17 protein-coding genes are annotated in these 24,669 nt (G+C 31.6%); 11 read left to right on the top strand and 6 right to left on the bottom strand.

The annotated features are described in order from the left end of the window. Window positions 1-33 precede the first annotated feature (33 nt). The 6 genes from porV to RG22_RS05520 all read left to right on the top strand — a co-directional run bounded on the left by porV (window position 34) and on the right by RG22_RS05520 (window position 6,421). A complete protein-coding gene (gene porV / locus RG22_RS05545; RefSeq protein WP_034041532.1) occupies window positions 34-1,236 on the top strand; it encodes a type IX secretion system outer membrane channel protein PorV in 1,203 nt (400 codons plus the stop codon). Window positions 1,237-1,328: 92 nt separating this feature from the next. Further along, complete coding sequence (gene cdd / locus RG22_RS05540; protein WP_034041530.1) at window positions 1,329-1,811, top strand: cytidine deaminase; 483 nt, start codon at window positions 1,329-1,331, stop codon at window positions 1,809-1,811. 89 nt (window positions 1,812-1,900) lie between these two features. Next, window positions 1,901-2,899: a pyruvate dehydrogenase (acetyl-transferring) E1 component subunit alpha gene (pdhA, locus tag RG22_RS05535; RefSeq protein ID WP_034041529.1), complete on the top strand. Its 999-nt coding sequence runs from the start codon at window positions 1,901-1,903 to the stop codon at window positions 2,897-2,899. 3 nt (window positions 2,900-2,902) lie between these two features. Beyond that, entirely contained in the window at window positions 2,903-4,531 is a 1,629-nt protein-coding gene (locus tag RG22_RS05530) for a pyruvate dehydrogenase complex dihydrolipoamide acetyltransferase (RefSeq protein ID WP_034041528.1), read from the top strand. A 206-nt stretch (window positions 4,532-4,737) separates the two neighbouring features. Further along, entirely contained in the window at window positions 4,738-5,748 is a 1,011-nt protein-coding gene (locus RG22_RS05525) for a M28 family metallopeptidase (RefSeq protein WP_034045775.1), read from the top strand. Beyond that, a complete protein-coding gene (locus RG22_RS05520) occupies window positions 5,741-6,421 on the top strand; it encodes an SDR family NAD(P)-dependent oxidoreductase (RefSeq protein WP_034041525.1) in 681 nt (226 codons plus the stop codon). Before RG22_RS05525 ends, RG22_RS05520 begins: the two co-directional genes overlap by 8 nt. 44 nt (window positions 6,422-6,465) lie before the next feature. Here RG22_RS05520 and RG22_RS05515 read toward each other — a convergent pair whose 3' ends face one another. From RG22_RS05515 to RG22_RS05490, 6 genes are all read right to left on the bottom strand, one after another. Continuing rightward, window positions 6,466-7,710 (bottom strand): hypothetical protein, encoded by a 1,245-nt coding sequence (locus RG22_RS05515; RefSeq protein WP_052143646.1) that lies wholly within the window; start codon window positions 7,708-7,710, stop codon window positions 6,466-6,468. A gap of 66 nt (window positions 7,711-7,776) precedes the next feature. Beyond that, window positions 7,777-8,826 (bottom strand): nucleoid-associated protein, encoded by a 1,050-nt coding sequence (locus RG22_RS05510; protein WP_034041522.1) that lies wholly within the window; start codon window positions 8,824-8,826, stop codon window positions 7,777-7,779. Window positions 8,827-8,956: 130 nt separating this feature from the next. Then, window positions 8,957-9,634 (bottom strand): TapB family protein, encoded by a 678-nt coding sequence (locus RG22_RS05505; RefSeq protein ID WP_034041520.1) that lies wholly within the window; start codon window positions 9,632-9,634, stop codon window positions 8,957-8,959. A 5-nt stretch (window positions 9,635-9,639) separates the two neighbouring features. Then, complete coding sequence (locus tag RG22_RS05500; protein WP_034041517.1) at window positions 9,640-11,193, bottom strand: OmpA family protein; 1,554 nt, start codon at window positions 11,191-11,193, stop codon at window positions 9,640-9,642. 82 nt (window positions 11,194-11,275) lie between these two features. Next, window positions 11,276-13,702 carry a hypothetical protein gene (locus tag RG22_RS05495; protein ID WP_034041515.1) on the bottom strand — a complete coding sequence of 809 codons (2,427 nt, stop codon included), beginning with the start codon at window positions 13,700-13,702 and terminating at the stop codon, window positions 11,276-11,278. Window positions 13,703-13,789: 87 nt separating this feature from the next. Further along, window positions 13,790-14,389: a ribonuclease HII gene (locus RG22_RS05490; RefSeq protein ID WP_034041512.1), complete on the bottom strand. Its 600-nt coding sequence runs from the start codon at window positions 14,387-14,389 to the stop codon at window positions 13,790-13,792. Window positions 14,390-14,670: 281 nt separating this feature from the next. On the opposite strand from RG22_RS05490, the gene RG22_RS05485 reads away from it, so the two are divergent. The 5 genes from RG22_RS05485 to RG22_RS05465 all read left to right on the top strand — a co-directional run bounded on the left by RG22_RS05485 (window position 14,671) and on the right by RG22_RS05465 (window position 24,437). Next, the gene (locus tag RG22_RS05485; RefSeq protein ID WP_034041509.1) at window positions 14,671-17,793 is read left to right on the top strand and encodes a SusC/RagA family TonB-linked outer membrane protein; all 3,123 of its coding nucleotides are present in this window, start codon (window positions 14,671-14,673) and stop codon (window positions 17,791-17,793) included. Window positions 17,794-17,804: 11 nt separating this feature from the next. Further along, window positions 17,805-19,244 (top strand): RagB/SusD family nutrient uptake outer membrane protein, encoded by a 1,440-nt coding sequence (locus RG22_RS05480; RefSeq protein ID WP_034041507.1) that lies wholly within the window; start codon window positions 17,805-17,807, stop codon window positions 19,242-19,244. A 148-nt stretch (window positions 19,245-19,392) separates the two neighbouring features. Next, window positions 19,393-21,321, top strand: a complete 1,929-nt coding sequence (locus RG22_RS05475) for a S8 family serine peptidase (RefSeq protein WP_081997680.1) — start codon at window positions 19,393-19,395, stop codon at window positions 21,319-21,321. Window positions 21,322-21,447: 126 nt separating this feature from the next. Next, a complete protein-coding gene (locus RG22_RS05470; RefSeq protein WP_034041505.1) occupies window positions 21,448-22,254 on the top strand; it encodes a hypothetical protein in 807 nt (268 codons plus the stop codon). Window positions 22,255-22,427: 173 nt separating this feature from the next. Next, on the top strand, window positions 22,428-24,437 hold the full coding sequence (locus RG22_RS05465; RefSeq protein WP_034041502.1) for a putative porin: 2,010 nt from the start codon (window positions 22,428-22,430) through the stop codon (window positions 24,435-24,437). The last annotated feature ends 232 nt before the right edge of the window (window positions 24,438-24,669 follow it).

The following is a 24,669-nucleotide window of genomic DNA, read 5'->3' as shown; positions in this document are numbered from 1 at the left end:
TAAAAAATTATATTTGTTAAATAAAACTAACCCATGAAGAACGGAATATTGCTATTAATAGCATTTGCTTTTTTAATAAAATTGAATGCTCAAGAAACTATTATTTTTCCAAATCAAGAAAGAAGAGTTATAACCACAGGTGTGCCATTTGTTTTAATTGCACCAGATGCGCGTGCAGCCTCAATGGGCGATATGGGTGTTGCAACATCTGTCGATGCATTTTCGCAACAATGGAACTCATCAAAATATGTGTTTTCTGAAGCTAAATCTGGAATTGCAGTTAGTTATACACCATATTTAAGCAAATTAGTAAATGATATTTTTTTAGGAAACGTAACCTATTTTAATCGAATAGATGAGCGTAGTGCATTTGCAGCAAGTTTTAAATATTTTTCCTTAGGAGATATTGAATTTGTGCAAGACGAATTTTCTCAAGCATTAATTCAAAGACCCAACGAATTAACTATTGACGCATCGTATGCGTTGCGACTAACCGATCAGTTCGCTATGTCTGTCGCTATGCGTTATTTACGCTCAGATTTAAAACTAGATACAGGAAATAACGATACAGCAGCAGCTAGTACATTTGGTGTAGATATTTCAGGGTTTTATCAAAGTGAAGAAGAGGCTTATAACGATTTTAATGGACGTTGGAGAATGGGATTCGCTATTCAAAATATTGGACCAAAGTTTAAATATGATGAAGGCGGACAAGAAAACTTTCAGCCAACTATGTTGCGCTTAGGTACAGGTTTCGATTTTATATTTGATGATTACAATAAAATTGCAGTAACCGCTGAGATAGGAAAACTGTTAGTGCCAACACCTCCAGTTTACGGTTTTGTTGATACCGATGGTGATGAAAACCAAGACGGAGACGAACCGACAATTATCGTAGAAGGTAAAGACCCAGATGTAAGCTTTCTATCAGGAATGTTTCAATCTTTTGGAGATGCTCCAGGTGGATTCAGTGAAGAGTTAAAAGAATTTACATGGTCGTTAGGTGCAGAATATTTATATCAAGATGCATTTGCTTTTAGAGCTGGTTATTTTAACGAAAGTGAAGAAAAAGGCGCAAGAAAATTTTTAGCACTCGGTGCAGGGTTCAAATACAATGTTGTTAATATCGATTTATCTTATTTATTTTCAGCTTCAAAAGTGCAAAGCCCATTAGAAAATACATTACGTTTTTCGTTAACGTTTAATATTGGAGCAGAAACATACAACGAATATTAGATTATAACATCTATAATTCTATTAAAACTATTGCCTCAAAGCAATAGTTTTTTGTTTATATTAGTCTTTCAACGAATTCATTATAATAATTTATGAAGGAAGTAAAAATAGAATCCACACTTTACGTTTTTGAAGATTTAAACGAGTTACCAGAAGATACCATAAAATTAATGCATAAAGCTATTGAAGCAAGAGAAAAAGCCTATGCGCCATATTCAAATTTTCATGTAGGAGTAGCGATTCTTTTAGATAATAATGAAGTAATTACAGGAAGTAATCAAGAAAATGCATCATACCCATCTGGGTTATGTGCAGAAAGGACAGCTATCTATTATGCGGGTGCAAAATATCCAAATACCAAAATAATAAAAATGGCTATTACGGCAGGTTCTAAAAAGAATAAAACTACAAGCCCAATTCCACCATGTGGGGCATGCCGACAAGCTATTGCTGAATACGAAGTTAAACAAGATACACCTATAGAAATTTATTTTATGGGAGAAATGGGAAAAGTAGCAAAGTCTAATTCGTTAGCAAATTTACTTCCACTAGTATTTGATAAGTCTGTACTATAACGTTTTCGTTTAAAATTTACTATTTTCAGTTTTTTCATTAATGACTAAAGTGTTACTTTTGTTATTCGTTTATTAAATTAACGCTACTAATGCAAAAAATAACTAAGGAAGTATACCTAAAATGGTATGAAGATATGTTGTTCTGGAGAAAATTTGAAGACAAATTAGCTGCAGTATATATACAACAAAAAGTAAGAGGGTTTCTTCATTTATATAACGGCCAAGAAGCAGTTTTAGCAGGTGCTTTACATGCTATGGATTTGACTAAAGATAAGATGATTACAGCTTATCGTAACCATGTACAACCCATAGGTATGGGTGTAGATCCTAGGCGCGTTATGGCTGAGCTTTACGGAAAAGCTACAGGAACTTCGCAAGGTTTAGGTGGTTCAATGCATATTTTTTCAAAAGAGCATCGTTTTTATGGCGGTCATGGTATTGTTGGTGGACAAATCCCTTTAGGAGCTGGTATTGCTTTTGGCGATAAATATCATGGTGTAGATGGTGTAACCTTATGCTGTTTTGGTGATGGAGCTGCAAGACAAGGTTCATTACACGAAACCTTTAATTTAGCTATGCTCTGGAAACTTCCAGTAGTATTCGTTTGCGAAAATAACGGGTATGCAATGGGAACTTCGGTAGAAAGAACAGCCAATCATACAGAAATCTGGAAGCTTGGTAAAGGTTACGAAATGCCTTGTGGGCCAGTAGACGGTATGAATCCAATAAAGGTTGCAGAAGCATTTGACGAAGCCATAAAACGTGCGCGTCGTGGTGATGGACCAACATTTTTAGAACTTAAAACATATCGTTACAGAGGGCATTCTATGAGTGATGCACAACATTATAGAACGAAAGCAGAGGTTGAAGAATACAAAAAAATAGATCCTATTACACAAGTAAAAGATGTTATTCTTGAAAAGAAATATGCTACTGAAGCAGATATTAAAGTGATTGACAAACGTGTTAAAGCTTTAGTTTCAGAATGCGAAAAATTTGCAGAAGAATCTCCATTCCCAGAAAAGAATGTGATGTACGATGCCGTTTATGAGCAAAAAGATTATCCATTTATACAACATAAATTATAAGCTATGGCAATAGTAGTAAATATGCCACGTTTAAGCGATACCATGGAAGAAGGTACGGTTGCAGCTTGGTTAAAAAAAGTAGGTGATAAGGTAGAAGAAGGCGATATTTTAGCTGAAATTGAAACTGATAAAGCTACTATGGAATTTGAGTCTTTTAATGAAGGTACATTGCTTCATATAGGCGTGCAAGAAGGAGAAACTACAAAAGTAGATGCTCTTTTGGCAATTATTGGAGATGAAGGTGAAGACATTTCTGCAATGTTAAATGGAAATGGTAATGCTTCCGTGGAAGCGAAAGAAGCACCAAAAGAGGAAGAAACCAAAACTAAAACCGAATCAAAAGAGGAAGAGGCTTCACAAGAATTGCCAGAAGGTGTTATAGTTGTAACTATGCCACGTTTAAGCGATACTATGGAAGAGGGAACTGTGGCAACATGGTTGAAAAAAGTAGGCGATACAGTTGAAGAAGGTGATATTTTAGCAGAAATTGAAACTGATAAAGCCACTATGGAATTTGAATCATTCCAATCGGGTACACTATTAGAAATAGGTTTGCAAGAAGGTGAATCAGCAAAAGTAGATGCGCTATTAGCAATTATTGGTCCAGCAGGGACCGATGTTTCAAATGTAGCTAGCAATTTTAAAGTAGATTCTGGTGCTGAAAAAACTGAAGAAGCTCCGAAAGCTGAAAAAGTTGAAGCACCAAAGAAAGAAAAAGTTGTCTCTTCAAGTACAGTTGAGAAAGCTCAAAAGCAAGTTTCAGCTTCCTCATCAAACGGAAGAATATTTGCTTCGCCTTTGGCTAAAAAAATAGCTGAAGAAAAAGGGATTAATCTATCTCAAGTGAGTGGTACTGGCGAAAATGGACGTGTTGTAAAAAGTGATGTTGAAAACTTTACGACAGCTGCTCCATCTGGAGCTTCAGTTGGTAAATTTGTGCCAACAGGTCAAGAAGATTTTGAAGATATTACCAATTCGCAAATGCGTAAAGCTATTGCTAAAGCATTAACAAATTCTAAATTTACTGCACCTCATTACTATCTAAGTGTAGAGTTTGATATGGAAAATGCTATAGCATTCCGTACACAATTCAACTCTATTCCAGATACTAAAATTTCATATAATGATATTGTAGTTAAAGCTTGTGCTTTAGCTTTAAAGCAGCATCCGCAGGTAAATTCGCAATGGTTTGCAGATAAAATGCGTTTAAATAATCACGTGCATATCGGCGTTGCCGTTGCAGTTCCAGATGGATTAGTTGTGCCAGTTGTTAGATTTGCAAACGAGCAAAGTTTACCTCAAATAGGGGCAGCTGTTAAAGATCTTGCAGGAAAAGCTAGAAATAAAAAACTAACACCTGGTGAGATGGAAGGTAGTACGTTTACGGTTTCTAACTTAGGCATGTTTGGCATAGATACGTTTACATCTATTATCAACCAGCCAAATTCGGCAATACTTTCTGTTGGAAACATTGTTGAAAAACCTGTGGTTAAAAACGGTCAAATAGTTGTGGGTAATACCATGAAATTATCTTTAGCTTGCGATCACAGAACGGTTGATGGGGCAACAGGAGCACAATTCCTTCAAACATTAAAAGGATATATTGAAAACCCTGTAACCATGTTGGTATAATTTAATTGTCACCCTGAACGCAGTCGAAGGGTTTTTATAATAGTAATAAAAACGAAACCTGTTTCATAATAATTGAAGCAGGTTTTTTTATCTTTAGATTTTTAAAATTCATCAAATGAAACATCTATGACTAAAAATTTATCATATAGTGAAATGATTATCATGGATGTTATATGGGACCATTAAAAAACAATAAATATAAACGCATGAAAAAAGTATTAAGTATTATGGCTGTATCTGCACTTTTAAGTTGTGGATCGCAAAAAAAAATAATTAAAACAGAAACTAATATAAATGAGGTTAAAGAGACAACTCAGATAGTTGTTTCTAAAACTGATAATATATCTCCAGTTTTAGAAAAGAATGTAAAAGAAAGCTTAGAGTTTTTAGCTTCAGATGAATTAGAAGGTAGAAATACAGGTAGTAAAGGCATAGAAAAAGCAGCAGTCTTTATTGAGGACTATTTCAAAAAAAACAATATAAAGCCTTATTTTAAAACCTATAGAGATAGTTTTAATTTAAAAGATATTGTGGGGTATAATATTGTTGGTTACATAGAAGGGACTGACTCAGCATTAAAAAAGGAGTTTGTTATTTTAGGAGCGCATTACGATCATATTGGTAACGGAAAAGAGGTCAATGGAGATGTTATTGCAAACGGTGCAAATGATGATGCTTCTGGCACAGTAGCAGTTATGGAATGGGCAAAATATTTTTCTAAGGCCAAGAGTAATAAGAGAAGTATTCTTTTTACCTTATATTCAGCTGAAGAAATGGGTTTGAAAGGATCTGGTCATTTAGCCGAAAGACTTAAAAAGGAAAACTTGAATTTGTATACCATGATTAATTTTGAAATGATTGGCGTACCTAGAGCAAAGGAAGAAATTATGGCATATATGTCAGGTTACGAGAAATCTAATTTAGGTGAAAAGTTAAATGAATATGGCGAAAAAGAAGTTATTGGCTTTTTTCCTAAAGCTAAAGAGTTTCAGCTATTCATGAGGTCAGATAATTATCCGTTTTATAAAGCTTTTAAAAAACCAGCGCACGCCATTTCAACATTTGATTTTACAAACTTTGATTATTATCATCATGTAGATGACGAAGCTGATAAAATGGATTTTGAACACATGACGAATTTTATAAACGTTATGATTCCTGCTTTAGAAGGTATGATAAATGCACCAACGCAGGACATAAAAATGAACGATGAGTAACATAATAATTACAGGAACAAGTAGAGGTATAGGTTTTGAGTTGGTAAAACTATTTGCAAAAACAGGGCATAATATTTTGGCACTTTCACGGAATGAGAGGCCTATTGAAAATTTGCAGTTAGATAATGTTGTTTCTATGCCTTTTGATTTATCTGATGCTAAAGCATATGCTAAAGTTGAAGCATTTATAAAAAGTAATTGGCAACAAGTAGATGTATTAATTAATAATGCAGGGACACTTGTTAACAAACCATTTTCTGAAACTACAATGTTTGATTTTGAGCAGGTTTATAAAACCAATGTTTTTGGAGTTGCTGAAATGACTCGTGTTGTTTTGCCTTTTATGAAAAACGGTAGTCATGTAGTTACTATAAGCTCTATGGGAGGTGTGCAAGGTAGCATGAAGTTCTCAGGATTAGCTGCTTATAGCTCAAGTAAAGGTGCGGTAATTACTTTAACAGAATTACTTGCTGAAGAATATAAGGAACAAGGTATTGCCTTTAACGTTTTAGCTTTAGGAGCTGTACAAACCGAAATGCTTGAAGAAGCATTTCCAGGTTATAAAGCACCAACCACCGCGTTGCAAATGGCGCAATATATTTTCGATTTTTCTTTAAACGGGAACAAATATTACAATGGTAAATTGTTGCAGGTTTCTAATTCTACGCCGTAAGAAATTAGTTTATAGATGTAGCTATAAACTAAATTGGTTACAGCTTATTTTTTATTAAATAAATTATATCCTATTATAATAGAGATAGTATTTAAATCTGACGTCCATTGAGAAGATTTAAGAACTTCTTTTTTGATACCCAACCTAAACTCTAAACAGTAGGTGTTTTTATGATTATATCCTAAGCCAAACGAAATATTTGGATTTGGGCTAGCTTTAAATTCACTACTAAATTTATTTTCTTCATCATAGATAGATGAATTTAAATTTAAATTAAAATTATAAGTTGCATTTAAAAATATTTTAGAATTATCATTTAAAAAAAGATAGTGTCTAATTCCTAAAGGAAGCTCTAATAATTTAAAGTCTGCTATAAAGTTTGTTTCAGAAAACCCTGAGTTGTATACTAGTCTTTTTTCTCCTTTAAAGCTTATATAACTAGGTTCAATTAAAAGCCCCCATTTGTTATTGTTAAACGGCAATATGTATTCTAACTCTATGCCTAGGCCAAAGCTAGTTTTGTTGCCAAAATCAACACTCCTAGCATATGTAAGTAAAGTGCTCCCTTTGTCCATTGATAAAGAAGAGCTGTTTATTCTTGGCCTTATATTAACATTAATTATTTCTTTTGGTTTTTTAGAGGCTATTTCTTGATTTGAAAAACCTTTACAATTATTATGATTTTCAAAAAAATCAATTAAATTTCCCCTAGAATATTTTACTTTTTTAATACTATTTAGTGTAATATTTTCGCATTTTAAAGTTGTCCACAGTTGTTGCCTAAATCTATTATTCTCTAAAATTTTATTGCCATTAGTTAGATAGCGTTTATAAATTAGTTGTTGTATTGGTACAATTGGCGTTTCATAAAAATATCTAGAAATTCTATTCTTTGAAAACTCATAAAGGGCTGTTTCTTCTCCCTGAAATATTAACTTTAAAAACAACTTTTCTTCTTTGAAAACAGGAGTTCGTTTATTGGATAGATTTCTTAAGTCGTTATTTGAATAATCTATTTTAACAGTATATCTTTTGAAATAATAGCTGTTGTAAATAGCAAATTCTTTCACATTGTTTAGATCACCTTTTTGGGTTTTTGAGTTTTCATTATTTTTATATTCAAATTCCATGGGGTTGTTTAGCCACCCCATGTTTTTTATTAAACACTCTGTTTTGTTTCCTTGATTGCTAATGAAATATCCTTTTTCAAAATTATTCTGCGAATAACTATTAATAGTGATAATTAAAACAAATAATAAAAGAAAAGAGACTTTAATTTTTTTATGCATAAGAAATATGTTTTATTCAAGTACGAAAATAGGAGTTTTTTCTGATAAAAATAAAAATAGTTTAATTTATGCTTCAGCATTAAAAAACACTTTATAAAAATGCATTTTTTTCTCATTGTCGTAACCACGTTCTAGATATTCAGCAGAGGCATCGGGCGCATCAATATCTAATTTTATTTGAATATTAGTATCTAGCTTAATATCGGTTTTTATCTTCCTTTTTTCTTTAGTGACTACTTTTTCTGCAACATCAAACTGATTTCTAATAACAATGTTTTGCTCGCCTTCAAATTCTTTTTTATAATCTTCAAATTCTCTTATCTGCTTTTCTTCTTCAAAAAGCTCTTCTTTAAAACGCTCAACGTTTACAACTTCATTTTCTTTAAAAAAATCGATGGTTTTTGCTAAAAATGTGTTTTGTTTTTGTGCGCCATAACTAGTTTTTAAAACCTCAGTAGAAAACTCTTTGCATAGTTCTATATATTGCTGTGTGTGGTTGTTGGCATCGTCGGCATATTTAATGTTTAAAAACTGATTGGTCCAATATTGCGCATCGTACCCATTATTGTCTACACTTAAAACAATGTTGCCTTCGGTATCGTTCTGATTTAAAATTAAACAACCTTTATCTATTTTTTTTGAGCTGATTCCTTTTTGTACCAACACATCGTAGCTATTATTTTCTAAATAGGTTTGAAAGAAGTTTACCTTATTTTCAATTTTAAAAATCCCAATGGCGTTAGTTGTCATGTCTCCAAATTCTATACCTTCAAACATAACAATTAAAACATCACCCGTTTTTATTTGTGCTGAGGTTGATTGTTCGTATAGATGAGTAACGATATGTTTTGAAACTTCAACAAAAGCTTCATCTTCATTAAATATTTGGGCGGCGTAGCTATTAATTTCATTTAAAGCAATATTGGCGTGATGATTAAAACGATGACTCTGTACTAAACTTCCAAAAGGTCTTAATAAAAAAGGGAGCATTAAATCGTAACTCGCTTCATCAAAATCGACTAATTTATCTGAAAACGCATTTTTTGTATCGTTAAATTTATTACCAACTTTATGAATAATAAATTTTGAAATGGAGGCATTTTTTCTTGAAATCATGTGTAGAATATTAAGACTGCAATACTATTAAAATATGTTGGAATAATTATAAAAAAGAACGCCAAAGCTTTACACTTTGACGTTCAAGATTTGAGGACTTCAGATTTGGTTATCGTTATATTTTAAATATTTATTTACTTATGCTTGTAAGTTCAGAATATCCCATGGGTTTGCCTTTTTTATTATAAGTTTCACTCTTTACAATACCAACACCTTCAGCAATCCATTCTTTAATTGTAAAGCTCATTTTCATGCCCATTTTCATTTCGGTATTATAGCTTAAAGCAAAACAATCAAATGTTCCAGCGGTTGTGGTTACAGATTCTTTCGCATCTACTTTTCTATTAAGCATGTCTACAGTCATATTCATTTTAATACCACTCATATTTATCGTCATTTTTAAATTGGCATCTTTTAAGGTTTGTCCCACTTTTAAATCATTAGGAAACTCTACATTAGTGCCAGACATTTCCATTTCCATATCTTTATATTGTTTAAATAAATTAGGATTCATTAAAGATTTAAAATCAATGGAAACACTATTACCGTTACAAGTTACATTATATTCTGTGGAGGTTATTTCTTTGCCTTTGTCATCAGATATTTTTGTTTTTATTGTAGCGACATTGTTTTCAATAGTAGTTATCTCGTAATTTACCACGCTCTCTTTTTTGCCTTTTTTATTAAAGCTTGTAATTTCAAATTTAGTACCTTGCTCAAAAGGATAATACGTGCTACAAGTATTTTGGCTAAATGAAGAGAAACTAATAAAAAGTAAGCAGATTAAAGTTATGATTTTTGTTTTCATAATAGTTACATTTTTATAAATTCTACACGTCTGTTTTGGGCTTTTCCACTGGTTGTATTATTATCATCTACGGGTTCGGTGTCACCTTTGCCGTCTGTTTGTAATCTATCACCAGATATTTTATAAACCTTAATTAAAGCTTCTTTTACAGCATTTGCTCTGCTTTTTGATAGTTTTAAATTAACATCATCATTTCCATCAGAATCGGTGTGACCAATAATATTTAATTTGATGCTTTCATCTTGCATTAAAACTTGAGAAATCTGACGAATAATACCATAAGATTGTGGTTTAATGTTATCTGAACCAGAATCGAACAAAATACCATTGGTAGAGATTTTTCCTTTACTTAATAATTCGCGTCTTAAATCTACACCACCTTCTGCTACTTTTAAGTTATTAATAAATATACGTTCTTCTCCATCTTTTAAATTATTGATGTGAAATTTAATATAATTTAAAACATTTAATTCTTGAATGAACCTAGGAATGTCAACGTATTTCACTTCGTTTACCCAAAGCCTGTAACGATTTTTTGTAACCGAAATAGCAATGTGCGGTTGGTTTTTTACTTCGTCACGAATATCTGCTTTAATAGTAGAATTAATATCGCCGCCACCTCTATTAAAATAATTAACTGCACGAATATTAAACGCACCGTACTGTCCAAAGGGTAGCGAAGTAGAAACATAATGCTGTGAGCCGTCATTAAACTTATTGTTATCGCTTAAAATAATATGTAACCTTGCAGTCGAAGAGGTTTGTTTACTTAAACCCTGTGTTAGTAAATCGAATTCTATGGTATAATCTTCTGGGAGACTCTTTACATCAGGAACAAAATAAATTCCGTAACCTGGTTTCAACTCAAACCAATTGCCTTCTACTTTATTAATTTTTACTATTTCGCCTGAAGCATTGGTGTTCCATCTACTAGGAAAATCGCCAATGAAATCTTGTGAGAAATCATCAAAAAATAATACTTTGTCACCTGGAACAAAATCAAACTTACTAAAAACCTTTAAATCGTCTGAAATATTAGAAACTTCTTCCTCAGTATCATCATTTTCATTGGAGGATTCTGAAACACCATTTGATTCTTCATCATTTGAGGAATTATCATCACCTGAATCTTCTTCTTTTTTATCGCGTTCGCGTTGTCCTAGAAGCAATTCTTTTGCAGTTTTTATACTATATTTTAAAGCTTTTTTGGCTTTGTTGATATGTAAAGTTGCTTTAGCTTGTTTAAAAACACTTGCGCCATCAATGTCGCTTATAATATCTGGAGCACTTTCACTTAAACCTTGTAAGTCATCTAGCGCATCTTCTAAAACATCAATATCTTCATCGTCAAGAGGTGTTTCTGCAGCGGCGTAGCCATCATATTTATATACTTTATCGTATAAATCGAAAGATTGAGTTACAAAATTATCGACACTAGAAATGCCAACTTTATTTTTTGGACGTTTTAATTGTTTAGTTTGTGCGTAAGCATTCGATATAAAAAACAAGAGAGCAACCCCAAGAAGGGAAATGCGTAATGCATTTTTAGGTAGTTTCATTGTAATTATTTGATTAATAGCTGCCTTAAAGATAAAAATTAGTTTGCAATTGCAAAACCTTAATTGGTATTAAATAGTATTTTTAATTTATTTGATATAAAATAATAGAATTACTATCGCCTTTTGTAACAAATTCAAGATTTTTGTCTTTATCAATATTATCTAAAGTGATTAAAGAATTTCCGTAAACGGGAAAATTTGATATAGGATTTGCTAGACTATCGTAGAGGTATACTTTTTGAGATTGCAAATCGGTTACAGATATATAAATTTTATCATTTAAATAAAATATTGTTGGGTTTGTATAATTACCAAAATCAAGTTCAATAGTTCGGTTTTTTATAGTTAGCTTGTTGTCGGTTTGTGTAACAAGCGTTTTGGATGTGGTTTGTAAATGATGATTATTTGAAAGATTTAAATTTTGAATTGCTGTATTACCTCTGGTATCAATCGATACTAAATTACCATTATCTGTTGTAGTTGTAAACTTATTATTATAAAGGTAAATAGCTTCATTTGAAAAAGTATTTGAAGCTTTTGGTGTCACTCTAGTTTTTCCTGTGCGGTCTAAAATATAAAGTTTGTTTTCGGTTTTAAAAGTTAAATAATCTTTACCGCTCATTCTAAAATGTTTGGGTTGAGAAAGAATGGTTTTATTGGTAGATTTAAATGTAAACCCATTTACAATTTGGGCACTAACATCGTACATAAATACCTTTTTATTTTGAGTAACGAGTAGCCTGTAATTTTTCTTTTTATCATAATCAAAAACTGATAGTGGTTGTGTAATCTTATCGTTAAATTTTTTAGGAAAAGGTGCCACATCTTTACCGTTTCTGTCTATTACATAAACACGATTTGGCGTTGCAAAAGCGAGTTGAAGCCTACCGTTTTTATAAATATCAATTTGCTCAATATCACCTAAAATTGCACCTTGTAATTGTTTTTTCCAAAGAATTTTTCCTTTGTTAGAAATTAAATACAACCTGTTGTTTACATCTTGTACAACAATTTCTTTTTGTTTTGTAATGTGGTTTGTAACAAACTGCGGTTGGTTTAATAAATCGGCATCTAATTTAATATTAAACACTTCAGAAATAGAGTTCTGGAAGCCTTTTGTTTTTGCCTTTTTAATGATACCGTTTACATGTGCAAAATCGGTGTCGTATATAAATTGTAAAGCCGAAGCACTGTATTTGTTTAAGTTGTAATTTGAATTGTCTTCAAGGTTTTTATTTAAAATAGTTTTTAAAACAGATGGATTTACAATCATTAGTAATGAAGATTCGTCGCTTAAATTTGCTTTAATAGTTTTAAAATAAGATGTTGAGCTTAATGTGGTTTTATTTTGATAATTAGCAATAATATTTTGAAGCATTTCTAAGTTTTCAGCAAACACAAAAAAGTTATCTAATACACAATATTTAGTGGCGCTATTAAATGTAATTAAGGGGTAAAATGTGTTTGAAAATAAATCAGATTTATTAAAACCAAAAATTTCAATTTGTCTGTAAGTGTCAATAATATTTAGCTCGCTTAGTAAAGCATCTTTGGTCGCAATAACGTCAATAGAATTTAAAATTACAGCATGTTTTTTAGCTTCGTAAATCACACCAATTTCAGCAATATTATCAAAAAGAGTCGTGGAAACAATCGAATTTTTTTTGTTGAATTTTGATAGGTTGATTTCAAAAGCATTAAAATCACTAAAAGTAAAACTCATAAAACCATCACTATTTGAAGGTGTTATGTTTTGAATTTGATTTTCTTGTGGAATAGTATTCTTAAAAATATTGATTAAGCTTTTTGACGAATCGGTTGATTTTGTAATGCCATTAATTAAAATTTCATCTTGACTAATATCGGCATCAACAGCAAAATAATTTGAAAAATTTTCAAAATTAATAGAATCTTCAATAAAAAACGATTTAATAAATTCACTTTCATTTTTAATTATAATGGATAACGATTCGTCTTTATTTGTGGTGTTATAAATTTTTTCTAATTCAATATTTCTATCCGCATTTAAAAAAACAGCATCAATTATTTTTTTAGAAGACGATGCAAAAAAGATGCTATCTATAACAGTGCTGTAAAAAATGTTATTATTTAGTGTAGATTTTGTTAGTGATTTGTTTTTGTACGTTAGTTTTTCTTCAATGTAATTTGTTAAAGAATCCGTTTTAAATAATGAAGTGTGATATTTTGTTATAATTGAATATTGAATGCTGTCGTTGTCTTCTTTTGAAAAACAAATCAATAGTTCACCTTCGGGATGTAAAAGTGATAAAAGGTCAAATTTATTTTCTAAATTGTTGTAATTTTTTGTTTTTGATAGTTTTTGAACGAAATCATTATTTTGAATATCGCTTTTTAAACTTTCAATATTAGAAGTTTTTAAAACTACCGATGCATTTTCTGGAATAAAATGAATGAGTTGGGTTCGGGCTGTTTTATGGTTTGTACAACTAAATGTTAATAATATGAGGGTATAACAAAAGAATCTCATTGAATGGAATTAATTTTTACAAACCTACATATTTTTCATTTTAAAAACAGAAACTTTTATTAAAGTCGAATAGTATTTATTAGAAAATTAAATTTCTAATTTTAATTGTTTGGGTAACAATCTAAACGATTTTCTATGGTATTTTGTTATACCATATTTTTTAATAGCCTCTCTATGTTCTTTAGTTGGGTAGCCTTTATTTTGTTTCCAATTGTACATGGGAAACTCTTCATGAATTGTATTCATATAAATATCACGATACGTTTTTGCTAAAACAGAGGCAGCAGCAATACTTAAATATTTACTATCACCTTTTATAATTGTTTTAAAGGGAATGTTATTATAAGGGTTAAATTTATTGCCATCAACAATTATAAATTCGGGAATTGGCTTTAGTTTATCGATTGATTTATGCATGGCTAAAATTGAAGCATTAAGTATATTAATAGAATCAATATCTTCTTGAAATATGTGCGTAACACCAAAAGTTAAGGCATCAGCTTCTATAATAGGCTTTAAAAGGTCTCTTTTTTTTTCACTAAGTAGCTTTGAATCATTTAAAAATTGATTCGAAAAATCTATGGGAAGTATAACAGCGGCAGCGGTTACAGGACCAGCAAGACAGCCACGACCGGCTTCGTCGGTTCCGCATTCTAACACTTCATTTGAATAATTGTTTAATAGCATTTTGGTGTAAATATTTTCAAATCTATAATTTTACAAGTATTTATTATGCATACATAATATATTTATTTGTTTTTTTATAAAAAAGGCGCCTCTTGTTGTTAAATTCATATTTTTTATTGCTTTTTTTGATGTTATATTTATTTAAAAGTCTTTTTTTTGATAAATGTTCATTATGATAAATGTTAATTATTGCTTTCATTAACATTTTTTTAAGGTATTTCTTTGTTTATTTAATATATTATTAAGATGTTTGTGGTTGACTAACTCAAAATAATTGTTATATGAAATTAAAGTTGACATGGTTGTTAACGCTAATAATGGCGTTTTCAATTCAATTCTCTAATGCACAAGAGAAATCTATTTCAGGAGAAGTAACATCATCTGTAGATGGTTTACCATTACCTGGAGTAAGCGTAATAGTAAAAGGAACAACAAGAGGAGCACAAACAGATTTTGATGGTAAGTATGCCATTAAAGCATCTGCTGGTGAAGTTCTTGTTTTTTCATTTGTAGGAATGAAAGATGCTCAAGCTACTATTGGAGCAAGCAACACAGTTAATATGTCTTTGCAAGAAGATATTGCTGCTTTAGATGAAGTAGTAGTTGTTGCTTATGGTACCCAAACTAAACAATCTATTGTTGGTTCTGTAGGTATTGTTAGTAGTGAAACTATTGGAAATCAACAAGTAACATCGCCTTTAAGAGCTATCCAAGGTACAGTGCCTGGTGTAAATATTATCTCTGCAGGAGGGCAACCAGGAAATAATCCTGCTATACGTATTAGAGGTTTTGGTAGTATTAATGCCGATGCTTCACCTCTTATAGTTTTGGATGGAGCGGCATTTAATGGAAATTTAAATACAGTAAGTCAAGATCAAATAGAATCTATATCTGTGCTTAAAGATGCGTCTTCTACTTCGTTGTATGGGTCTAGAGGAGCTAATGGTGTAATTGTAATAACTACAAAAAAGGGGAGAAAAAATTCTGCTCCTAAAGTTACGGTTAGATCACAAATAGGGCTTTCTAATCCTACTGTGGGATTACACGATTTGATTGATGCCGATGATACGTTTAGGTATACTTGGGAAGCAATGCGTAATACTAATCAGTATGTATTAGGTCAATCACCAACAGATGCTGCACAAAATGCTTCTAATGGATTGGTTGATAGACTTGGTTATAATCCTTATAATGTAGCTAACCCTGTTGATGCTAATGGAAATTTAACTTCAGCAACTAAATTATGGGAAACAGACTGGGAAGATGAAATTATTAGAAGAGATGCTTTAAGAGTTAATCATAACATTAGCTTATCTGGTGGTAGTGAAAGATCTACGTACTTTATGTCTTTTGATTATTTAAATGAAGAAGGACCAGTTATTAAATCTGATTTTGAAAGAATATCGGCTCGTGTAAATTTAGAGTCTCAAGTAAATGATTGGTTTAAAGTAGGGTTTAATACAAGTTTCTCTAGATCAGATTCTGGAAATCCAGATCAAACCTCAGGAAGTGTTAATCAGGTTATAAGTTCAATTTATGGTTATTCTAGTATATATCCAATATATGCAAGAGATGCAAATGGAGCTTTATTGCGTGATATTACAGGAAATAAATTTTACGATTTAGGTAATGGAGCTGTAGTAGGTCAGTCAGTTAATGCGATAAGGCCAGTACGTGGTGGAGAAAATATACTTTCTAGTATTAATTTTGGAAAAGAAAACAGAAGAAGAACAAATTACTTAGGTAATGCGTTTGCTGAGTTTAAATTATTTGAAGGCTTAACGTTCAAAACTAATTTAAGTTACGAAAACTATTTATTCGATTCTTTTAGTTTTGATGATGATTTATTTGGTTTTGCTGCTGGTATTGGTGGTAGAGTTGATCAAGATAGAGATATTACAACAACTCTAAATGCTATACAAAGTTTAAATTATAATACGTCTTTTGGTAATCACAATGTAAATGTAGATTTAATAACTGAGGCTTATACTTATGAGCTTGATGAGTTAGGGGCTCAAGGAACTGGTTTCCTACCAAATGTTCAGACTTTAGATGGTAGTACTGTTCCAGAAAGTGTTACAGGTAATACAACTATGGAAAGATTAAATAGTTATATGGCTAGATTAGCTTATAACTTTAGCCAAAAATATTACCTAGAAGGGGCTTTCAGGCGTGATGGCTCTACGCGATTTAGTGAAAACACAAGATGGGGAGACTTCTTCTCAGTTGGTGGTAGCTGGGTAGTTTCAAATGAAGGGTTTTTAGAAGACAATAACACAATTAATTACCTAAAATTTAGAGGCTCTTATGGAGAATTGGGTAATAACAGAGGGATAGGGTTTTTTCCGTATCAAGCATTGTTTACCTTAGGCTGGAATAACGAAGGAAATACAGGTGTTCTACTTGATGGTGTTGCAGATCCATTTATTGCTTGGGAAAAAACAGCATCTTCAAACGTTGGTGTCGATTTCGAATTATTTAATGGTGTCTTAGCAGGAAGCGTAGATTATTATTCTAAAGAATCTGTTGATTTAATTTACGATAAGCCATTACCAAGGTCTGCAGGTACTGATAAAATAACCACCAACATAGGAGCTATTAAAAACTATGGATGGGAAGTGTCTTTAAGATCTACTATTGCTGCTACTGATGATTTTACTTGGACAGCTGGATTAAACTTTTCATTAGATAAAAATGAAATAACAGAACTTACTACTGATGAATTTATTAATGGCTCAAAATTATGGAAAGTTGGTAATTCATTATATGATTTCTATATTGATGAATGGGCAGGTGTTGATCCTGCTGATGGCTATGGTATGTGGTATATGGATATTTTAGATACAGAAGGTAATGTTACAGGAAGAACTACGACTAAAGTTAAGGCAGATGCAACTCAATATGAATTGGGGAGTGCTTTACCAGATGTTTTAGGAGGATTAACAACATATTTTAAATATAAGAATTTTGATTTAAGCATACTTGCTAATTTTAGTTTTGGAGGTAAGTTATTAGATACTGATTATTCAGGTTTAATTAACACTTTTGAGAGTGCAGGAGGCTCTAATCATCCAGATGTAGTTAACAGGTGGCAACAACCAGGAGATATTACGGATTATCCATTATTATTAGCTTCTAATAATGATTTTGCTGGTAGGTCATCCAGGTTTTTATTTGACAATGATTATGTGAGATTAAAAAGTTTAACTTTTGGCTATAATTTACCTGCATCAGCTATGGAGAAAATAGGATTTTCAAGCATAAGATTATTTATTCAAGCTGATAATATTTTAACTTGGCAATCACATAAAGGAATAGAACCTGAGCAATCATTTGCTGGTACAACTAATAACAGATCACCATTAAGTAAAACCTTTACTACTGGAGCTGTTTTACAATTTTAAAAAAAAGAAAAATGAAAAAAATTATTAATTTTAATTTAAAGGGAAAGTACTTAATTGTTCTTGCGGCTTTTTTTGTAACAATGGGCTGTCAAAAAGAATTTTTAGAAGAACCAAAAAACACTGATGGTGTTACTGCTGAAGTAGTTTTTGCAGACAGAGCAGTTGTTGAAGCCTATATTACAGGTATTTTAAGGAGATTTAGAGGTCAGTATTCTAGTGTTGATACCGCTGGATTGCAATCGCTTTACTTTGCAAGAACAGTAAAAGGAAACGACTTTATCCAAAACTCGTGGTATAATTTTGATTATGGTCACGAAAATAGAGAGCCTAACTACAGACGTACTATTTTTAATTGGGAGTATAACTACGAAATAGTAAATTATGCCAATGTATTAATTAAAGGCGTAGAAGAAAGCGATATAGATGATACCTCGAAGGCAGAATTCATAGCTGTTGGAAAAACCTTAAGAGCATTTTCTTACTTTCAATTGGCATTAGATTTTGCTCCTAATTATACAACAGATAGTGGTGCTTCAAGATTACCTATTTATACTGAACCAGCTACAGGTTCTTCAGAAGGTAACCCGACGAGCCCAACAAGTGCTGTTTATGATTTAATATTATCAGACCTTAAAGATGCTGTTGCAGATTTGCCAGATACAAGATTAGGTAAAAGTTATATCAATAAAGCAGTTGCTCAAGGATTATTAGCACGTGTACTTTTAGTTACTCAAGACGATTGGGGTTTAGCTTCTAGTTCTGCTAAAGCAGCTTATGGCGGTGATGCTACTTCTGCGGTTGTTTCTACTAGCTACGGTTCTGGTTTTATGGATTTGTCAGATCCAGAATGGATTTGGGGCCTTTATCAAGATGAAGTAGAATCTACTTACTATTATAATGCACCAGCTAACTTTACAGATCATTTATCTGCATCGGCTTTTTATAAAGGAACTTATGTGAATAAGAATTTTGTAGAAACATTTGCTGATACAGATAAAAGAAAATTATTTGCAGATATATATAACTCCTCAACACCATACAGAGAGTTTATCACTTTTAAATTTACTTTTGATTTAACAGAAGATAGTGCCATAATGAGAAAATCAGAAATGGTATTAATTGATGCAGAGGCTCAATACCACATGGGTAACGAAGGTCCTGCAAGAACAATACTTTTTGCATTGCAAAGTGATAGAGATCCTAATGCAGTAATGTCTACTAATTCTGGTCAAGCACTGTTAGATGAAATTTTACTAGAAAGACGTAAAGAATTGTACGGTGAAATTGGTGTAGAATTTTTTGATGCTAAAAGATACAGATTACCTATTAACAGAGATGCATTGCATAGAATAGATATTGATGTACCTGCTGATAGTGAATTATTTTGGTTAAAAATTCCACAAGTAGAAATTGATGTAAACCCTAATATTGATGATAGTATTAATCAATAAAATATAATCATTTGTATTATTAAATATGGAATAAATTTTTAATAATTATAAAAATTTATTCCATATTTTGTTTAAAAGAGTTTGTGCTATTTTTTTATAAAGGCATCAACCCTTCAAACACATAGTAGATTTAACATTAAAAAAAGAAATGATAAAACTAAAATTAATTATATGCTTGTTATGCTTTGTTAATGTGTCGCTTTTTGCTCAAACTGAAGAAGAGAGAAAAAAAATAGTAGAGTCTTACGATTTTGATAAAATTAATGAACTTAAAGCAAAATTAAAGAATGATTTTTTACTTAGAGAAAGTAGAATAGAAAACTATTTAAATCAAACTCAGGCAAAAAGGAAGTATAAATCTAAAGGAAAAACTTATGCTATTTATGATATAGTTGATGGTAAGCCTATTTACGCAACAACACTAAATATCAATAGTGCTAAAGCAACCAAAACAGATAGATTACAGACAGGAGGAAGTTTAGGTTTAAACTTAGATGGACAGAACATGATTGTTGGTGTGTGGGATGCTGAGAGCGCACTTGGTACTCATGATGAGTTTAAAGATGATCAAGTAATACCACAATCAAGAGTGGTTTACCCCGAATTGGGAGGAGGACCATTTATTGGAACAGTAGATGATCATGCTACGCACGTAGCAGGCACACTTATAGCAAAAGGAGCAGATCCAGATGCTAAAGGTATGGCTCCAAAAGCAACTTTAAGATCTTATGATTGGTCTGATGATTCTACTGAAGCGCTTGCTGAAGCATCAAATGGTTTATTACTTTCTAATCATTCTTATTCATATGGTAATTCTAATGGTGTTAACCGGGGCGCCTACACTTCAATAACGAATACTTGGGATAATATAGCGTATCAAGCGCCTTATTACCTTATGGTTGCAGCAGCTGCTAATAATGGACTTGACAATTTTCCTGATGCTATGGCCTCAGGATATGACCAAATACCAGGTGGATTGGGAACTTGTAAAAATAATTTAACAGTGGCTAACGCTGATCCGTTTTTAGTTGGGAATAATGTACTTCAATTTCCTATTCATAATACTAGTAGTATTGGACCGTCTGATGATTTTAGAGTTAAGCCAGACATAGCTGGAGATGGAACTGGAGTTTATTCCCCGGTTTCCGTTATACCTTCTGGATCAAGTATATTATATGATACTTATATAGGAACTTCAATGGCGTCTCCAAACGTAACAGGCTCCTTATTACTTTTACAGCAATATTATAATCAGCTTAATTCTGGTTATATGAGAGCTGCCTCTATTAAGGCGCTTGTTTGTCATACAGCTAAAGATGATATATCTAAAGTTGGACCAGACCCCATTTATGGTTGGGGCTTGCTAAACGTTGAAAATGCTGTTAATACTATAATGGATGATAAAAATGGTGTGGCTGTTATAAGTGAACAGACTTTAAATGATGGAGGAACATACATCTACCAGTTTTCTGCAAGTGCAAGCGGATCAATAAGTGCAACTATTTGTTGGACAGATCCAGCGGGGCCTATACAAACTAACGATTTAAATAGTACAACTCCAAGATTAATAAACGATTTAGATTTAAGATTAGAAGATGCTGGGGCTACAGTTTTTACACCTTGGAAATTAGACAATACTAATGCCGCCGCTGCAGCTATTAAAGGTGATAATACGGTTGATAATATTGAAAACATTGATATAAACTCTGGAATTGCTGGGAATTACACATTAACGGTTACCCATAAAGGATCATTAACTAATGGAAGTCAAGCATTTTCTTTAATTTTAACAGGAGCAAATTTAACTTTAGGAACATCAGATAAATTGATTACTAATGTTGCTGTTTGGCCAAACCCAACAGATGAAAAATTAAACTTAAGTTTTGAATCATCTAGAAATAAAACAAAAATTAGCTTATACGATATACACGGGAGAGAAGTTTATAATAAAAATTTAGAAACTATCTCATCAAAAATTAATCATTCAATTGATACTAAAGCATTTTATTCTGGTATTTATTTCTTAAACATTCAAGATGGAAATGCAGTGTACAATAAAAAAATTGTTATTAAATAAAACACGTCGATATGGCTTACTTTTTTAACAAAAAAATGTTTAGATAATGGCTGTAAACGTGACATTTATAAAATAAATATTATATTTGAAACAGACTAACTCAATAAATAATTAAAAAATTACATTATGAAAAAAATTAACTTATTATTCCTCTTTTTATCAATTTCGTTATTAACCTTTAATGGTTGCGATAGTGATGATCAAAGTGATGCCGTTTTTAATACAATAATCTCAGCTGGTCAATATGAATTTGACTTAGGTGTAACTGTAAACACTTCAAGTTCAATAGATATTAATGTTTATACTAACGATATTTCATCAGTTGCAAGAACGTTTAATATTCTTGTATCTGAAGAAAGTACAGGTTCTGCTTCAGATTATACAGTACCTTCATCAATAACTATACCTGCAAATGCAAACAAAGCGGTATTAACTATTGACTCTGTTGACGAAACTAATACATTAGTTTTAGAAATAGAGGAAAAACCAGGAGTATTTGCCGCAGAAAAAATTGTTGTTAATATAATAAAAGTATGTCCTTACAATCTTGATAATTTTGTAGGTACTTATGATGCTCTTGAAGATGGACAATACACCTATGAAGTTACAGTGCAAAAAGGCACTGGAGACCAATTAATCTTAACAAATGTATACGGAACTGGAGGAACAACTGTTTTAGATGTCGATGCATCTAATCCAGATAATCCAACGGTATCTTTCCCTACATTTGGTAATGGAGGAGTGCTTTATGTTCATAGTACTTATGGTGATGTATATGCTGTAAACCCTTCTGCTTTTGGAGATTATTCTGATGGTAGTTCTGATACATCTGCAATAGACCTTTGCGAGTCTTCAATATCATTAGCTTTTGTTAGACAAGTATCAATAGGTATATTTTCTAATATTATTAACGTTGAATTAACAAAAAAATAATATTTAATAATCAAATTTTAAATATTTAAAAGACTGCCTTTTAAGGCAGTCTTTTTTTTGCATAAACATTAAGTGTATTTTGATATCAAGATAATTATTAGAAACAGGTTTATTTAAAATATTTCCTTAAAATTAGCGTTCAAATAATTACTTTTGCTTCGGAAGATTAAATTATGATGAGATTAATTTTAGTATTGTTTTTAGTGTTTTTGTTTAGCAATGTAAACGCACAGGTAAAACCTAAGTTATTAAAAGAGACAGACACTATGTCTTTGAAACCTCAAGATAGTTTAAAAATATCTGGTAAGCCTAAACCTAAAAAAAAGCTCTTAGATAAATTAGATCCAAAAACTAAAGAAGAAAAAGCAAAGATTTCAGACTACTTAATAATCTCTCATAAAAACGATACCACTTTTGTAGATACTACCTTAACCATTCAGAAGGAATACAAATTCAATTATTTAAGAAAAGATAATTTTGGCTTAATGCCATTTTCAAACTTAGGACAAACCTACAATAGTCTAACGCATAATTTTGAAAATACTAGTTTAATGCCAAGTTTTGGAGCCAGAGCAAGGCACTTCAATTATATGGAAGTTGAACATATTAATTACTACCGCGTACCCACGCCATTAACAGAATTAATGTTTAAATCAGCTTTCGAGCAAGGTCAATTAGCAGATTCTTTTTTTACAGTAAACACATCACCACAATTAAATTTTTCAATAGCCTATAAAGGACTTCGGTCTTTAGGAAAATACCAACACCTATTAACTAGTTCAGGGAATTTCAGGTTTACAACAAACTACCAAACAAAAAACAAACGTTATTGGGCAAGAGCGCACATCGTAACTCAAGATTTATTAAATCAAGAAAACGGAGGATTGCAAGATGCTATGGTAGAGAATTTCGAAAATGGTGTTGAAGAATTTTTAGATCGCTCAATTCTAGAAGTAAATTTTGAGAACGCCGAAAACATTCTAAAAGGAAAACGCTTTCATTTAGAACACTCCTATAATATATTAAGAAAAAAAGATTCACTTTCAAAAAATAAACTAAGTATAGGTCATATAATATCTTTAAAAGACAAATCCTATCAATACGACCAATCTAACGCAAATACATCTTATTTCGGCAATGCATTTACGAGTTCAAAATTCAGAGACCGAGTAACGCTCGAAGACCTATGCAATCAACTCCAATTAAATTATAGCAACAATATAATTGGCGATTTACAATTTAATGTAAGCAATAATAATTATAATTACGGTTACAATAAAGTAGTGGTGCTAAATGGGAATACAATAACTAATAGATTAAAAGGAGGTGTGTTTTCAGCAGGCGGAAAATACCACAAACAATTTAAAAATTTCGAATTGCATGGCGAATTAGGAGTAAACGTTTCGGGAGGTTTCGACGGAAACTTTATAAAAGCGCACGCTACATTCAAACTAAATAACGATTTATCAGCAACAGCATCAATAAATCACAGTTCTAAAGCACCAAATTACAATGTATTGTTATATCAAAGCAATTATATAAATTACAATTGGAAAAATAATTTCAATAATACCGAAACTCAGCAACTAGCATTTCAACTAAAATCAGAAAAAATAGCAAATATTTTGGTCGATTATTCAACAATAAACGACTATACTTATTTTAAAAGAGATAATACAGGAATTCCAGACGGCGAGTTGGCTCCAGTCAAACCATTTCAGAATAATAAATCAATAAGTTATTTAAGGGTTAAATTAGATAGAGAAATAAAAGTAGGTAAATTTGCATTACAAAACACCATATTATACCAAAACACACAAGACGAAAACAATGTGCTAAACGTGCCAGAGCTTACCACACGCAACACATTATATTACTCAAGCCACGTATTTAAAAAAGCACTGTATCTGCAAACAGGTGTAACATTGAATTATTTTACAAAATATAAAATGAATTCCTACGATCCTTTATTAGCAGAATTCTACGTACAAACAGAAAAAGAATATGGGGCATTCCCACGATTAGATTTCTTTATAAACGCGAAAATCCGTCAAACCAGAATCTATTTAAAAGCAGAACATTTTAATTCAGCATTCACAGGCTATAATTATTACGCAGCACCAAACAATCCATACCGAGACTTTACTGTCCGTTTTGGTGTAGTCTGGAACTTTTTTATGTGATTTTTTCTTAAGGCGTTTCCTTGCAAAAAGGCAAGGTCGTGCTTTCGGCAGTCGCTTTTTTGTGTTGCATAGGTGCAACAACACAAAAAGAGCTTCAACAAATGCCTCAATCCCTAACGGTTGCATATCGGTCAGACATTATATAAATAACCATTCAATCTACGCGCAAAGACTATTAACACAATAAAAGAATAAGAATCTTTATAATTATGTAGGATGTAATTTTTCAGAT

It is taken from the genome of Wocania ichthyoenteri Th78, from assembly GCF_000789235.1.
Taxonomy (GTDB): Bacteria; Bacteroidota; Bacteroidia; order Flavobacteriales; family Flavobacteriaceae; genus Wocania_A; species Wocania_A ichthyoenteri.
Note: the sequence above shows the minus strand (reverse complement) of the source record. Positions and strands in the feature narration are given on the sequence as shown.

Coding starts and splice junctions, on each gene's coding strand:
- RG22_RS05530 (WP_034041528.1), top strand. CDS start 2,903: ATGGCAATAGTAGTAAATATGCCACGTTTAAGCGATACCATGGAAGAA.
- RG22_RS05495 (WP_034041515.1), bottom strand. CDS start 13,702: ATGAGATTCTTTTGTTATACCCTCATATTATTAACATTTAGTTGTACA.
- RG22_RS05490 (WP_034041512.1), bottom strand. CDS start 14,389: ATGCTATTAAACAATTATTCAAATGAAGTGTTAGAATGCGGAACCGAC.
- cdd (WP_034041530.1), top strand. CDS start 1,329: ATGAAGGAAGTAAAAATAGAATCCACACTTTACGTTTTTGAAGATTTA.
- RG22_RS05470 (WP_034041505.1), top strand. CDS start 21,448: ATGAAAAAAATTAACTTATTATTCCTCTTTTTATCAATTTCGTTATTA.
- RG22_RS05525 (WP_034045775.1), top strand. CDS start 4,738: ATGAAAAAAGTATTAAGTATTATGGCTGTATCTGCACTTTTAAGTTGT.
- RG22_RS05480 (WP_034041507.1), top strand. CDS start 17,805: ATGAAAAAAATTATTAATTTTAATTTAAAGGGAAAGTACTTAATTGTT.
- RG22_RS05475 (WP_081997680.1), top strand. CDS start 19,393: ATGATAAAACTAAAATTAATTATATGCTTGTTATGCTTTGTTAATGTG.
- porV (WP_034041532.1), top strand. CDS start 34: ATGAAGAACGGAATATTGCTATTAATAGCATTTGCTTTTTTAATAAAA.
- RG22_RS05485 (WP_034041509.1), top strand. CDS start 14,671: ATGAAATTAAAGTTGACATGGTTGTTAACGCTAATAATGGCGTTTTCA.
- RG22_RS05520 (WP_034041525.1), top strand. CDS start 5,741: ATGAGTAACATAATAATTACAGGAACAAGTAGAGGTATAGGTTTTGAG.
- RG22_RS05505 (WP_034041520.1), bottom strand. CDS start 9,634: ATGAAAACAAAAATCATAACTTTAATCTGCTTACTTTTTATTAGTTTC.
- RG22_RS05465 (WP_034041502.1), top strand. CDS start 22,428: ATGATGAGATTAATTTTAGTATTGTTTTTAGTGTTTTTGTTTAGCAAT.
- RG22_RS05515 (WP_052143646.1), bottom strand. CDS start 7,710: ATGCATAAAAAAATTAAAGTCTCTTTTCTTTTATTATTTGTTTTAATT.
- RG22_RS05500 (WP_034041517.1), bottom strand. CDS start 11,193: ATGAAACTACCTAAAAATGCATTACGCATTTCCCTTCTTGGGGTTGCT.
- pdhA (WP_034041529.1), top strand. CDS start 1,901: ATGCAAAAAATAACTAAGGAAGTATACCTAAAATGGTATGAAGATATG.
- RG22_RS05510 (WP_034041522.1), bottom strand. CDS start 8,826: ATGATTTCAAGAAAAAATGCCTCCATTTCAAAATTTATTATTCATAAA.